General features: G+C 59.1%; 12 protein-coding genes and 1 pseudogene. 5 read left to right on the top strand and 8 right to left on the bottom strand.

The features are described 5' to 3' along the window. Positions 1 to 84: 84 nt before the first annotated feature. Positions 85 to 1,098, bottom strand: coding sequence for a ferrochelatase (gene hemH / locus H8F21_RS18180; RefSeq protein ID WP_203480587.1), 1,014 nt, complete (start codon positions 1,096 to 1,098; stop codon positions 85 to 87). A 13-nt stretch (positions 1,099 to 1,111) separates the two neighbouring features. After that, complete coding sequence (locus tag H8F21_RS18185) at positions 1,112 to 2,017, bottom strand: TIGR01777 family oxidoreductase (RefSeq protein ID WP_203480584.1); 906 nt, start codon at positions 2,015 to 2,017, stop codon at positions 1,112 to 1,114. 187 nt (positions 2,018 to 2,204) lie between these two features. On the opposite strand from H8F21_RS18185, the gene H8F21_RS18190 reads away from it, so the two are divergent. From H8F21_RS18190 to H8F21_RS18205, 4 genes and pseudogenes are all read left to right on the top strand, one after another. Continuing rightward, positions 2,205 to 3,191: an NAD(P)/FAD-dependent oxidoreductase gene (locus H8F21_RS18190; protein WP_203480581.1), complete on the top strand. Its 987-nt coding sequence runs from the start codon at positions 2,205 to 2,207 to the stop codon at positions 3,189 to 3,191. 149 nt (positions 3,192 to 3,340) lie between these two features. After that, positions 3,341 to 4,306 (top strand): DUF523 and DUF1722 domain-containing protein, encoded by a 966-nt coding sequence (locus H8F21_RS18195; RefSeq protein WP_203480578.1) that lies wholly within the window; start codon positions 3,341 to 3,343, stop codon positions 4,304 to 4,306. Between the two features lie 26 nt (positions 4,307 to 4,332). Then, positions 4,333 to 5,754 (top strand): annotated as a pseudogene (phrB, locus tag H8F21_RS18200) (deoxyribodipyrimidine photo-lyase); the annotation flags it as partial. Between the two features lie 67 nt (positions 5,755 to 5,821). Further along, positions 5,822 to 6,475: an SDR family NAD(P)-dependent oxidoreductase gene (locus H8F21_RS18205; protein ID WP_203480572.1), complete on the top strand. Its 654-nt coding sequence runs from the start codon at positions 5,822 to 5,824 to the stop codon at positions 6,473 to 6,475. A 38-nt stretch (positions 6,476 to 6,513) separates the two neighbouring features. On the opposite strand, the gene H8F21_RS18210 is transcribed toward H8F21_RS18205, so the two are convergent. The 6 genes from H8F21_RS18210 to hemA form a co-directional block, all read right to left on the bottom strand. Continuing rightward, complete coding sequence (locus tag H8F21_RS18210; RefSeq protein WP_203480569.1) at positions 6,514 to 7,032, bottom strand: acyloxyacyl hydrolase; 519 nt, start codon at positions 7,030 to 7,032, stop codon at positions 6,514 to 6,516. Between the two features lie 113 nt (positions 7,033 to 7,145). Then, on the bottom strand, positions 7,146 to 7,946 hold the full coding sequence (gene murI / locus H8F21_RS18215; protein WP_203480566.1) for a glutamate racemase: 801 nt from the start codon (positions 7,944 to 7,946) through the stop codon (positions 7,146 to 7,148). Further along, entirely contained in the window at positions 7,939 to 8,694 is a 756-nt protein-coding gene (locus tag H8F21_RS18220; RefSeq protein WP_203480563.1) for a molybdopterin-synthase adenylyltransferase MoeB, read from the bottom strand. The genes murI and H8F21_RS18220 overlap by 8 nt, the downstream gene beginning before the upstream one ends. Beyond that, positions 8,688 to 9,518 carry a peptide chain release factor N(5)-glutamine methyltransferase gene (gene prmC / locus H8F21_RS18225; protein ID WP_203480560.1) on the bottom strand — a complete coding sequence of 277 codons (831 nt, stop codon included), beginning with the start codon at positions 9,516 to 9,518 and terminating at the stop codon, positions 8,688 to 8,690. The genes H8F21_RS18220 and prmC overlap by 7 nt, the downstream gene beginning before the upstream one ends. Beyond that, positions 9,519 to 10,601 (bottom strand): peptide chain release factor 1, encoded by a 1,083-nt coding sequence (gene prfA, locus H8F21_RS18230; protein ID WP_203480557.1) that lies wholly within the window; start codon positions 10,599 to 10,601, stop codon positions 9,519 to 9,521. After that, positions 10,598 to 11,875 carry a glutamyl-tRNA reductase gene (gene hemA, locus H8F21_RS18235; protein ID WP_203480554.1) on the bottom strand — a complete coding sequence of 426 codons (1,278 nt, stop codon included), beginning with the start codon at positions 11,873 to 11,875 and terminating at the stop codon, positions 10,598 to 10,600. The genes prfA and hemA overlap by 4 nt, the downstream gene beginning before the upstream one ends. Before the next feature lie 176 nt (positions 11,876 to 12,051). Between hemA and H8F21_RS18240 the strand changes: the two genes are divergently transcribed. Further along, positions 12,052 to 13,776, top strand: a complete 1,725-nt coding sequence (locus H8F21_RS18240; RefSeq protein ID WP_203480551.1) for a tetratricopeptide repeat protein — start codon at positions 12,052 to 12,054, stop codon at positions 13,774 to 13,776. Position 13,777: the final 1 nt, after the last annotated feature.

A 13,777-nucleotide genomic window follows, 5' to 3' on the forward strand; every position in this document is an offset into this window, starting at 1 on the left:
GGCAAGAGCGGCATGCCCCGCGATGCGATATGACTGGAAAATCGCAATCGCAGGGCAAGCCCGCGCCTACCGGCAGCTCAAGAATCAGGCTTTTTCGCACATTCCTTTCAGCGCCTGCACCCACTGCGGGTGATCATTCAGGCAAGGCACCAACACCAGCTCTTCCCCGCCTGCCGCGATGAACTGCTCACGTCCACGATCACCGATCTCTTCCAGTGTTTCGATGCAGTCGGCGACGAAGGCCGGGCACATGACCAGCAGCTTCTTCGCTCCCGCCTTGCCCAACTCATCCAGACGGGCTTCCGTGTAGGGTTCGATCCATTTCGCCCGCCCCAGGCGTGATTGAAACGATACAGACCATTTGCCGTCGGCGATTCCCATCTTTTTCGCGAACGCCTGCGCTGTTTTCAGGCATTGGCCGCGATAGCAAACAGCAAGCATCTGCGCTGAAGAATCCCGGCAGCAATCCGCTGCCTGAAAATCATGCTTGCCCGTGGGGTCGAGCTTTTTCAAATGGCGCTCGGGCAAGCCATGGAAACTCATCAGCAGATGGTCGTAATCCTGTTCAAGGTATGGCCGCGCACTCTCCACCAAGGCATCGATGTATTCCGGCTGATCGTAGAATGGCTGCAGCACCGTCATCTCCAGAGGCAAATGCTGGTTGGCTATCACTTGCCGCGCCTGCTCGACCACCGTGGTAACCGTGCTATCTGCAAACTGTGGGTACAGAGGCGCCAGAGTGACCTTATGCACACCCTGCGCGGCCAGGCGCTGCAATACAGTCGGCAACGACGGCTCACCGTAACGCATGGCTATTTCCACCGGACCATGCTGCCAATGCTCACGCATTGCTGCTTGCAGGCGGCGGGTCAGCACCACCAGTGGTGAGCCTTCATCCCACCAGATCGAGGCGTAGGCATGGGCCGATTGCTCAGGACGCTTGATCAGGATCAGCGACACCAGTAAGCGTCGTACCGGCCAAGGCAGGTCGATGACGTAAGGGTCCATCAAAAACTGATTGAGGTAGCTGCGTACATCAGCCACCGAAGTGGAGGCCGGCGAACCCAGGTTGACCAGCAGCAGAGCGTGATCGGTCATGCAACGTCCTATTTCAGAGGCGACCAGACAAGTCATCCAGCGCCGATTGCAAATCATTGAAGCGGAAAGTGAACCCCGCGGCGAGCAAGCGTACTGGCCGTGCTCGTTGCCCACCCAACAGCAGTGTGGACAGCTCGCCCAACCCCGCTTTTAACACCAGTGCCGGCAACGGCATGAAGGCCGGACGATGCAAGGTGTATCCCAGGCGCTTGGCAAACTCGCGATTGCGCACCGGTTCCGGGGCGCAGGCATTATATGGACCGCTGGTGTCCTTGTGCTGCAAGAGAAAATCAATCAAGGCGATTTGATCGTCTATATGAACCCACGGCATCCATTGTCGGCCATCACCGATCGGCCCGCCCAGGCCTAACTTGAACGGCAGCCGCAAACGCGACAAAAAGCCGCCCTCACTGGACAGCACCAGCCCCGTACGCACCAACACCACCCGCATACCCAAAGCCTGCGCACGTAGCGCCGTTTCCTCCCAGGCAATGCACAGCTGGCTGGCAAAGTCCTCCTTCACGGGCTGTGAAGCCTCAGTCAGCTCACGTTCGCCGCCATCACCATACCAACCTACCGCTGACCCAGAGATCAACACTGAAGGGCGTTGCTGGCGCTTCTCAAGCCATGCAAGCAATTGCTCGGTGAGCGTTATGCGACTGCCCCAAAGCACGGCGCGTCGATGAGCGCTCCAGGGTCGATCCGCTATCGGTGCGCCAGCCAGATTGATCACCGCATCAATGGGATCATCCTCACTCAGGGCTTCCAACTTGGCGACGCCTTGCACACCGACGCCACACAACTTAGGCACCTGTTCAGGCCGCCTGCTCCACACCGTCAAACGATGCCCGTGGGCCAGCCAGCGCTGACAAAGCTGTTGACCAATCAAGCCTGTGCCGCCGGTCAGCAATATATGCATGGCTGTGTCCTCACATAGCGCGCCCTGGTCTATTTTTAAGATCAAGGCACTTTTTTGACCCAAAGACCCTCGGATAAACATAGGCCAACCAGCGGGACCGAAGGAAGGCATCTTATACGGAAGTCAGAAGCTGTACAGGTTTACCCAACGGAGTAGTCTTAAACCATCACGGTTCAAAGAGGCCATCATGACCGTACCTATTGCCATCATCGGTGCCGGAATTGCCGGACTGTCCGCAGCCCAGGCTTTGCAGAAAGCCGGACAAACCGTCCACTTGTTCGACAAGGGGCACGGTAGCGGGGGACGCATGGCCAGCAAACGCAGCGATGCTGGCGCGCTTGATTTGGGAGCGCAGTACTTCACTGCCCGCGACCGGCGCTTTGTCGAGCAGATCCAGCAGTGGGTTGCTGCAGGCTGGGTCGCCGAATGGAAGCCCCAGTTGTACACCTATCAAAACGGCCTTCTCAGCCCGTCGCCGGATGAGCAGACCCGCTGGGTAGGCGTGCCGCGCATGAGCGCCATCACCCGCGGCCTGCTCAAGGATCTGACGGTCAACTTCACCTGCCGAATCGCTGAAGTGTTTCGCGGCAAGCATTACTGGCACCTGCAAGATACCGAGGGCTGCAGTCACGGCCCCTTCAGTCGAGTCATTGTCGCAGTGCCGGCGCCCCAGGCCACGCAATTACTGGCTGCCACACCCAAACTTGCTGCCGCCGCTGCAGGGGTGCAGATGGACCCGACGTGGGCTGTCGCCCTGGCCTTCGACTCCCCACTGGATACCCCCATGCAAGGTTGCTTCGTCCAGGACTGCGCCCTTGACTGGCTCGCACGCAACCGCAGCAAACCGGGCCGCGACGCGCACAAGGATACCTGGGTGCTGCATGCAACCTCGGACTGGAGCAAACAGCACATCGACTTGAGCAAGGAGGCAGTGATCGAGCACCTGCGCGGGGAGTTTGCCGAACTGGTGGGCTGTATGGTTCCGGCGCCCAACTTCGCCCTCGCCCATCGGTGGCTGTATGCACGCCCGGCCGGCAACCATGAATGGGGTGCCCTGGCCGATGCCGATCAGGGCCTGTATGCCTGCGGCGACTGGTGCCTGTCCGGACGCGTAGAAGGCGCCTGGCTCAGCGGCCAGGAAGCGGCGCGGCGACTGCTCGAGCATCTTGAGTAGGCCCTCGGGAAACCCGCCCGCACCTTGAGTATCTGCAACAACGGCCTCGGCTTGTTTTGTACAAATTCATTTACTTGTGCATTTTTGTCTCTATGATAAACCTGTACATCTAATTTGATTTGTACAAGATTAAAAAACGGGGCCCGCCTATGGACAGCTCTCATTCCGCCCGCAAGCCAAAAATCGCGGTAAGCGCCTGCCTAACCGGTGCCCAGGTCCGCTACAACGGCGGGCACAAGGCGTCGCGCCTGTGTGCAGTGCTAGGCGAGTACTTCGAACTCGTTCCGGTCTGCCCCGAAATAGCCATTGGTTTGGGTGTGCCTCGCGCCCCGATTCGACTGGTAGGTAATTCGCAGTCCCCGCAGGCCGTAATGAGCCACGACTCCGCGCTGGAGCTTTCCGGGCCATTGCAAGCCTATGGGCACCAGATGGCCCGGGAACTCACCGATATCTGCGGCTATATCTTCATGCAGAAGTCTCCTTCCTGCGGGCTCGAGCGCGTCAAGGTCTACCGGGCTAATGACAAGCCTGCGCACATCGACGGCCGCGGCTTGTACGCTGCAGCGTTCTGCGAGCAACGCCTGGATCTGCCGGTTGAAGAAGATGGGCGTCTGTGCGATCCGGTGTTGAGGGAAAATTTCATCACCCGCGTCTACGCCTTCGCTGACTGGCAGCAATTGCAGACCGAGGGGCTGAGCCGTGGTGCACTGATCGCTTTTCACGCACGCTACAAGTACCAGCTGATGGCCAACAATCCACAGCAGTACAAGGTGCTGGGCAAGCTGCTGGGCAGCATGACCCGCAATGATGACCCGCAGGTACTTGGCCAACACTATTTCAGTCAGTTGATGCTCGCCCTGCGTCGCTGCGCCAGTCGCGGCAACCACAGCAATGTGCTGCTTCACCTGAGCGGCTATTTGCGCACCGCGCTTAGCCAGGATGATCGCCAGGAAATCCGCCAACTGATCAATCAATATCATGCCGGCATCGTCCCTTTGGTCGTGCCGCTAACGCTGCTCAAGCATCATTTGCGTTGCCATCCCGATCCCTACTTGCAGAAGCAGGTCTACCTGCAGCCGCACCCGGAAGGCCTAAGCCTGCGCAATGCCATCTGAGCCGCCGATACCCAACAGGAATTACCATGCAACTTATCTGGCTGCGTAGCGACCTGCGCGTACTCGACAACACCGCACTGTCCGCCGCCGGCGAACAAGGTCCTACTGTGGCGCTCTGGCTCGTCAGCCCCCAGCAGTGGCGCAACCATGACGATGCACCGTGCAAGATCGACTTCTGGTTACGCAATCTTGCATTGCTGGAAAAACAACTCGCTTCGCTGAACATTCCATTGCTGGTGCGCGACGCCGACACCTGGGACCAGGCACCCGACGTGCTGCTCAAGGTGTGTCAGGAGTATCAGATTCAGGCGCTGCATCTGAACGAAGAATACGGCGTCAATGAAACTCGGCGCGACCAAGCTGTGAGCGACAGACTGACACGCGAAGGCATTGCCGTTCATTCCTACCTGGATCAACTGCTGTTCAAACCTGGAAGCATCCTTACTCGTAGCGGCGGCTATTTCCAGGTCTTCGGCCAATTTCGCAAGGTTTGCCATGAGCGCTTGCACTTGAGCCCACCGGCCCTGCAACGCCCCCCCACACCTCAACAAGCGCTGGAAATCACCAGCGATAAAATTCCTGCCCAGGTGCCGGGTTTTGCAGTGCCCCCCGCCAGTCTGCGCAACCTCTGGCCCGCCGGTGAGGATGAAGCGAATGCGCGCTTACAGCGATTTATCGATGAGTCCGTTGACGACTACCAAGAGCAACGGGACTTTCCCGCCGTCGCAGGCACCAGCCAACTTTCCCCCTACCTTAGCGCAGGCGTCATTTCGCCTCGCCAGTGCCTGCACCGGGCCCTGGCACATAACTACGGGGAGTTCGATAGCGGGAACAGCGGGCTGGTGACCTGGATAAACGAACTGCTCTGGCGTGAGTTCTACAAACATATCCTGGTGGGTTATCCGCGCGTGTCGCGAAACCGTGCCTTCCGCCAGGAAACCGAAGCCCTTCCCTGGCGTGACGCTCCCGAAGACCTGAAAGCCTGGAAGGAAGGCCGTACCGGTTTCCCGATCATTGACGCGGCGATGCGCCAACTGCTCGCTACCGGCTGGATGCACAACAGGCTACGCATGATCGTGGCGATGTTCCTGACCAAGAACCTGCTGATTGATTGGCGCGAAGGCGAACGCTTTTTCATGCGCCACTTGATCGACGGCGATCTGGCCGCCAACAACGGAGGGTGGCAGTGGAGCGCCTCCACCGGGACCGACGCGGTGCCGTACTTCCGCCTGTTCAACCCGATCAGCCAGTCGCGACGTTTTGACAGTAAGGGCCATTTCATCAAGCAATGGCTACCGGAGTTAGCAGATTCCGATGAAAAAAATGTTCACAACCCTGTTCCACAAGATGGATTATTTGCTACAAGTGATTACCCACAACCGATTGTGGACCTCAGTAGCAGCCGTCTTCGGGCGTTGAGCACCTACAAGGACGTGCTTACGAAACAGGTTGAGGAACCATCATTTGATCGACCCTATTGCCCGACGTGCCTGGATTACAGGTGCCAGCAGCGGTTTGGGACTTGCACTGGTAGAAAAACTACTGGAAGAAGGTGATTTTGTTGCGGCCAGCGGTCGCTCCAGTCCAGCCTTGCGCAACCTGGAATGGCAATACGATTCAAAATTTCTGTTACTGGATGGCGACCTCAGCAATCCGCTTGAAGCGACAGCCGCGGCCCAACAGATCTACCATCGATGGGGCGCGCTGGACTGCTTGATTATCAATGCCGGCACCAGCGATTACCTGGGAAGTGATGTCTCGGCCGCAACGTTGTTCGCAAGCCTTGTTCGCAGCAACCTCAATGCCGCCCTTTATTGCCTGGAGAGTGCCCGGGCATTACTGCAAAGCGGAAACTCGCCCCAGCTGGTGGGAATTCTCAGCCGATACTCAGCGCTACCGTTGAACGATCCCAGCGATCCCCCCGGGCCCAGCAACAGCTTGGCCGGATTATTCGACAGTCAGCGCGCCGCGCTGGCTGCGCAGTTCATCGACATGACGCTCATCGCTCCGCTCAACTGGAACTCACCACAAACATCGACACCTGTCTCGCCAGAACGCTGGACAGCGAAAAGCGCCGCAGAGGTGATTGTTGGGCTCCTGCCAAAACGTCACGGCAACCTGGTTTTGGAAGCGTTGCACCAGCACGATCTCTGGCCACTTCCCAAATAGGCATTCGGCCCCACAGTTACTGCGGGGCCGAAGTTGAACTACAGCGCCATACGGTAGTGCAGCGAATAACTTTCTACGCCATCGTTGGGTGTTTGCAACCCGGCGTTGGAGTAGTGAATGGCGCGTACGCCCACTTCATGCCCACCGGCAAAGCGCAGACCAAAACCGATACGGTCTTCAAACTGAAAGGACGACCCCAGTTTGTTGTCTTCGATCTCGGTGCTGGAAAATGCCGCCACCCCAATACCGGCTTCGATATAGGGCTTTACCGTCTCGCCAGCAAATTCGTAGACAAATACGGGAGCAAACGAAAGGCTGTTATTACTTGCGGTTTCGTCGCCTTCCCAATACGTGTACCCGGCATCCCAATAGCCAGTAAGCCGACCAACGCTGGTCTGCCACCAACTGGCATCCCAGTTCGACTGCAGACCAAGGCGATAGGTCATGGTCGAATCACCCGTCTGCCCCACCGAAAGGGAAACATCAGCCGCTTGAGTTGTAAACGATTGCCCCAGGGTCACAGCTGCAATAGCAGCCAAACAAAGCAGTTTCCTCATGAGAAACGTCCTTTTTCCTAATGCTAATAATGATTCTTTTGTCTCATCGGACAAATTATAGAAATCAGGGGTGTTGCGTTAGTTCATCTGGAAATCTGTGTTTATCGCACTTTCTACAGCAAGAAGCTTCGCACACTGTCAGATTTATTCCACAACATTGGCAATATCTTGCGCAAATGATCCGGGCTGGCGCTGGTCCAGAACTGCGCGTCGCGCGCAGGGCCGTCAGACAGCAAGTGCCGTTCGCCCAACAGCCGTTGCAGCTGACGCGCCACAGCTGCACCCGTATCGATAATGGCAATGTGTGCTGGAACCATCTGCGCCAGCAATGGCTTGAGGAACGGGTAATGTGTACAACCCAGAATCAGCGTGTCGCACCCTGAATCGAGCAAAGGCTTCACGTAACCTTCAAGCAAGTCACGCAAGTGCTGACTGCCAAGATCGCCCTCTTCGATGCACTCCACAAGCCCGGGACAGGGCTGAGTTACTACGCGAACATCGTTGGCAAAACGGTCAAGAAGCGCAGCGAACTTGGCGCTCTGCAGCGTTCCGGTGGTGGCAAGCACACCGACAACGCCACTGCGGGTGGCGGCAGCGGCTGGTTTGACCGCAGGCTCCATGCCCACCAACGGCCAGCTCGGATACTGCTCACGCAGGTCGGCGACTGCGGCGACGGTTGCGGTGTTGCAGGCAAGCACCATGGCCTTGGCGCCTTGTTCTCGGAAAAATTCGGCAACCCGGCGGCAACGCTTGCGGATAAATTCGGGAGACTTTTCGCCGTAAGGGATATTTCCACAGTCGGCGACATACAGCAGCGACTCGTTGGGCAGCAAACGCTGAATCTCGGCCAACACCGATAAACCACCCACGCCGGAGTCAAAAACGCCAATAGGCGCTGCTGCCGGATCAGTCATCCTGTGCGCCACAAACGCTGCAACCAGGATCACGCTTGACGCGCAGCTCGCGGAAACGGCTGCCAAGGGCATCGATCAGCAGCAACCGCCCCACCAGCGGCTGGCCAAAACCGGCCAAGACCTTGAGCGCCTCGAGCGCTTGCAGACTGCCGACCAACCCTACCAGCGGGCCAATAACTCCAGCCTCGCTGCACGTAAGCTCGGCTTCACTGCCGTGCCCATAGAGGCAATGGTAGCAAGGACTTTCCGGACGTCTCGGGTCGAACACCGACAATTGCCCCTCAAGGCGAATGGCTGCACCACTGACCAGCGGCTTGCCTTGCGCGACACAAGCGGCATTAACCGCCTCACGGGTAGCAAAATTGTCGGTGCAGTCGAGCACCAGGTCCACCGCCTGCACCGCTGCGGCCAGGGAGTCTTCGTCCAGAGCGCTACGATGGGCGACCAGGCGTATTTCAGGGTTGATCGCCTGCAGCCGCTTCAGGGCCGAATCGACCTTGCTCAGGCCAACCGATGGCGTGTCGTGCAGGACCTGGCGCTGCAAGTTGGTCAGATCGACGCTGTCGAAGTCTGCAAGGTGCAGTTCACCGACGCCCGCTGCGGCCAGATACAACGCCACCGGCGAACCCAGTCCACCAAGACCGACGATCAAGGCCCGACTGCCTTTCAGCCGCAACTGGCCGTCGATATCAACCTGGGACAGTAAAATTTGCCGGCTGTAGCGCAACAGTTCCTGATCACTTAGCACGATAGTCGCCCCAGGCTGATACGTTCGTGTCCACCCAGATCGATACGACTCTCGATCTGCTCGAAATCATGCAATGCCAGCAGTTCACGTACCAATGCGGCCTGATCGTAGCCGTGCTCGAGCAGCAACCAACCGCCCGGTTTCAGGTGCGCAGGCGCCTGGCTGATAATAGTCCGCAGGTCGTCCAGGCCATCAGCCCCGGCCACCAAAGCGCTGCTCGGCTCAAACCGTACATCACCGGCGTGCAGGTGCGGGTCCTGGGCGGCGATATAGGGCGGGTTGCTGACAATCAGATCAAAACGCTCGCCCTCGACGGAGTCGAACCAGTGACTGCTACGCACCTGGACGTTATCCAGTTGCAGGCGCTGACGGTTGCGCTCGGCCAAGGCGACAGCCTCAAGTACACGATCAACAGCCATCACCTGCCACTGCGGGCGCTCGCTGGCCAGCGCCAGTGCGATGGCGCCGGTACCGGTTCCCAGGTCGAGCACCTGAACCGGCTCACGCGGCAGCAGTTCAAGCGCAGTCTCTACCAGCAACTCGGTGTCCGGGCGCGGAATCAGTGTGTGTGGCGCAACTTCCAGGTCCAGATTCCAGAAACCTTGCTGGCCGAGAATATAGGCCACTGGCTCGCCGCTGCGGCGGCGCTGCAGGTATTGGGCAAAGGTCAATGCGGCCTCACTGCTGACGATCCGCTCCGGCCAGGTATGCAAGTAGCTGCGCGACTTGCCGATAGCGGCCGCCAAGAGCAATTCGACATCCAGGCGCGCCGTTGGCGAATCCGGAAGCTCCGCAGCGCGGAGCAGGCTGGCGATAATGGTCATTTACTCACCCAGTGCGGCCAGTTGGTCAGCCTGATACTCAGCCAGCAGCGGCTCGATCACGGCATCGATCCCTCCGGCCAGCACTTCATCCAGGGAATACAGGGTCAGGTTGATACGATGATCGGTAACCCGGCCCTGAGGATAGTTGTAAGTGCGAATACGCTCGGAGCGGTCGCCCGAACCCACCAGCAGCTTGCGCTCGCTGGCAATTGCATTCTGCGCCGCGCTGGTCTGAATGTCGTTGAGTTTGGCCGACAGCCAGGACATCGCTCGGGCGCGGTTCTTGTGCTGCGAACGTTCCTCCTGACACTCGACCACCGTACCTGTAGGCAAGTGGGTAATACGCACCGCCGAGTCGGTCTTGTTGATGTGCTGACCGCCCGCGCCGGAGGCACGGTAGGTATCCACACGCAGATCCGCGGGGTTGATCTCGATCGCCACCTGCTCGTCTGGCTCGGGTAGAACCGCCACGGTGCAGGCCGAGGTATGAATGCGACCCTGGGATTCGGTTTCCGGCACTCGCTGCACCCGGTGCGCACCGGATTCGAACTTCAGCTTGCCGTAGACATGGTCGCCCTCGATGCGAGCGATGATTTCCTTGTAGCCGCCGTGCTCCCCCTCGTTCTCCGAAAGAATTTCCAGGCGCCAGCCACGTCGCTCGGCATAGCGCGCGTACATGCGGAACAAATCGCCAGAAAAGATCGCGGCCTCGTCGCCGCCGGTACCGGCGCGGATTTCCAGGAACACGTTACGACCGTCGTTGGGGTCCTTGGGCAACAGCATGCGCTGCAACTGACTTTCCAGCTCGACCAGCAGTTCCTTGGCTTCGCGCACTTCTTCCACGGCCATTTCGCGCATGTCCGGATCGCTGTCCTTGAGCAATGCCTGGGCACCGGCCAAGTCATCCTGCACCTTGCGCAACTGGGCGTAGGCCAAGGCTACGGGCTCGACTTCGGCATATTCACGGGAATAGGCGCGAAAGCGGGTCTGGTCGGAAATGACTTCAGCATCACCCAACAGGGCGGTCAATTCCTCGAATCGGTCCTGGAGGGTGTCCAGCTTATTGAGCAGCGACGCTTTCATTGCGGGGTTTTATCCGTCGAACCCTCATTGAGGGCAAAGAGTTCCTGAGCCATGGCCAACGCATCGAGGCGGCCTTCGGCAGAGAGCTTTTTAAGTTGCACACTGGGTGCATGAAGCAATTTGTTGGTCAGCCCGCGAGCCAGTTGCACCAGCACCTCTTCAGCGCTGCCACCATTGGCCAGAAGACGCTGGGCCTTTTGCAACTCCTCGTCACGCAGGCGTTCGCTCTGTTGACGGTAAGCCTTGAGTACATCGACCGCTGCCAGCTCGCGCAAGCGCAGCATGAAATCCTCGGCACCTGCCGAAACCAGCTCTTCGGCGGCCTGGGCAGCGCCCTGGCGGCTCTTGAGGTTTTCGGCGACTACATCGTGCAGGTCATCGACGGTGTACAGGTACACATCGTCCAACTCACCGACTTCGGGCTCGATATCGCGCGGTACGGCGATATCGACCATGAAGATGGGCTTGTGCCGGCGCAGTTTCAAGGCGCTTTCAACCGCGCCCTTGCCCAGGATCGGCAGCTGGCTGGCGGTGGAACTGATAACGATATCGCTGTTGACCAGTTCCTGTGGAATATCTGCCAGCAGTACAGCATGAGCACCGAACTGCTCGGCCAGGGTACTGGCCCGCTCCAGGGTGCGGTTGGCCACCACGATACGCCGTACACCCTGCTCGTGCAGATGCCGTGCGACCAACGTGATGGTCTCACCTGCGCCGATCAACAAGGCTTGGCTACGACCCAGGTCACTGAAGATCTGCTTGGCCAGGCTGACTGCGGCAAAGGCCACCGAGACCGGGTTTTCACCAATGGCAGTGTCGGTACGCACCTGCTTGGCAGCGCTGAAGGTGGCCTGGAACAGTCGACCCAGCAACGGACCGATGGTGCCGGCTTCGCGGGCCACTGCATAGGCAGACTTCATCTGGCCGAGGATCTGCGGCTCACCGAGCACCAACGAGTCGAGCCCGGAGGCTACCCGCATCATGTGCCGAACCGCATCATGATCTTCGTGGACGTAGGCGCAAGCTCGCAGTTCATCGAGACTCAGCTGATGGTACTCAGCCAGCCAGCGCAGAATACTTTCCGCTGTCAGGTGGTCCTGCTCTATATAGAGCTCGCTGCGGTTGCAGGTCGAAAGGATCGCGGCTTCGCGGCTGGGAGTCAGTCGGCAGAGCTGCTGCAAGGCGTCCACCAGCTGCTCAGGGGTAAACGCCACGCGCTCGCGAACGTCTACCGAGGCAGTCTTATGGTTGATACCGAGTGCAAGAAAGGCCATGCAAGGTCGCTGATAATGACGAGAAGCCGATAATTGTCCTACTTCGCAGGTTCCAGAACAACCACCGCTCGCTATTGTCTCTATAGTCTACCTCTACTAAGACCTTCGCTTATGGGTTTGCCCCTGCGCTTGTGTCATGATGATCCGACCGCTGGTAAGCCGCCTAAATCCTTAATATGAATAGATCCTACGCGTTGTTCCTTGCCTTTGCCCTGCTTCAGGGCTGTCAGACCCTGGCCCCCGAATCGACGGATACCCAGGCGCCTGCCCTTGACGCTGCGCAACAGCCGGAAAAGCCTGTGGTGTATGGATCGTTCAGCCAGGACACCATCTACAACCTGTTGAGCGCCGAACTGGCCGGCCAGCGCAATCGCTTCGACATTGCCCTGGACAACTACGTCAGCGAAGCGATCAAGACCCAGGACGCCGGCATTTCCGAGCGCGCCTATCGCATTGCCGAATACCTGGGCGCCGATCAACCGGCCCTGGACACCGCCCTGATCTGGGCGAAAAACGATTCGGACAGTCTTGACGCCCAACGTGCCGCCGCAATTCAGCTGGCGCGGGCCGGTCGCTACGATGAATCGATGGTCTACATGGAGAAAGTCCTCCAGGGTAAGGGCGACACCCATTTCGATTTCCTCGCTTTATCGGCCGCGGAAACTGATCAGGACACTCGCGACGGTCTGCAAAAAAGCTTTGATCGCCTGCTGCAGAAATACCCCGACAACAGTCAACTGGTATTCGGCAAAGCCCTGCTGCTGCAACAGGACGGCGACGCTAACGCAGCCCTGGCGCTGCTTGAGGAACACCCCCCGGAAGACGGCGAGATCGCCCCAGTACTCCTGCGCTCGCGCCTGCTGCAAAGCGTCGGCCGTGGGGATGAGGCCCTGCCGCTGCTGCAGAAAACCATCCGCCAGTACCCGGACGACAAGCGTCTGCGCCTTACCTACGCCCGCACCCTGGTTGAACAGGATCGCCTGGACGATGCCAAAATCGAGTTTTCCAGCCTGGTCGAGCAGTACCCGGATGACGATGAGCTGCGCTATTCCCTGGCCCTCATCTGCCTGGAAACCAAGAATTGGGATGAAGCGGCCGGTTATCTGCAAGAGCTGATCGAGCGCGATAGCCATGTCGACGCCGCCCACTTGAACCTGGGCCGCATCCATGAAGAACGCAATCAGCAGCAAGCGGCACTTGACGAGTACGCCCAGGTCGGCCCGGGCAACGACTACTTGCCTGCCCAACTGCGTCAGGCAGACATCCTGGTCGCCAACGGCCGTAGCAGCGAAGCCTCGCGGCGCCTGTCCCTGGCCCGTGACACCCAGCCGGACTACGCCATCCAGCTGTACCTGATCGAAACCGAAGCCCTTGGCAACAACGACAAAGATGCCCAGGCCCTGCAGGTGCTGGAGCAAGCACTGAAACAATACCCGGACGACAACAACCTCCTGTACACCCGAGCCATGCTGGCAGAGAAGCGCAACGACCTGGCACAGATGGAAAAGGACTTGCGCAGCATCATTGCCCGCGAGCCGGAAAACGCCATGGCCCTCAACGCCCTGGGCTACACCCTGGCTGACCGCACCTCGCGTTATGCAGAAGCCAAGGCGCTGATCGACAAAGCCCATCAGATCAATCCGGACGACCCTGCAGTGCTCGACAGCCTGGGCTGGGTCAATTTCAGGATGGGTAATCTCGACGAAGCCGAGCGCCTTTTGCGCCAGGCCCTGGAACGCTTCCCCGACCATGAAGTGGCCGCCCACCTGGGTGAAGTGCTGTGGTCCAACGGCAAGCGCCGCGAAGCACGCCAGATCTGGGCCAAGGGTTTCGAAGCCCAACCAGACAGCCCAATCCTGCGCAGAACCATTTTGCGCCTGACCGGATCCGAGACTCTTTAAG

The organism is Pseudomonas arcuscaelestis (assembly GCF_016881005.1).
Lineage (GTDB): Bacteria > Pseudomonadota > Gammaproteobacteria > Pseudomonadales > Pseudomonadaceae > Aquipseudomonas > Aquipseudomonas arcuscaelestis.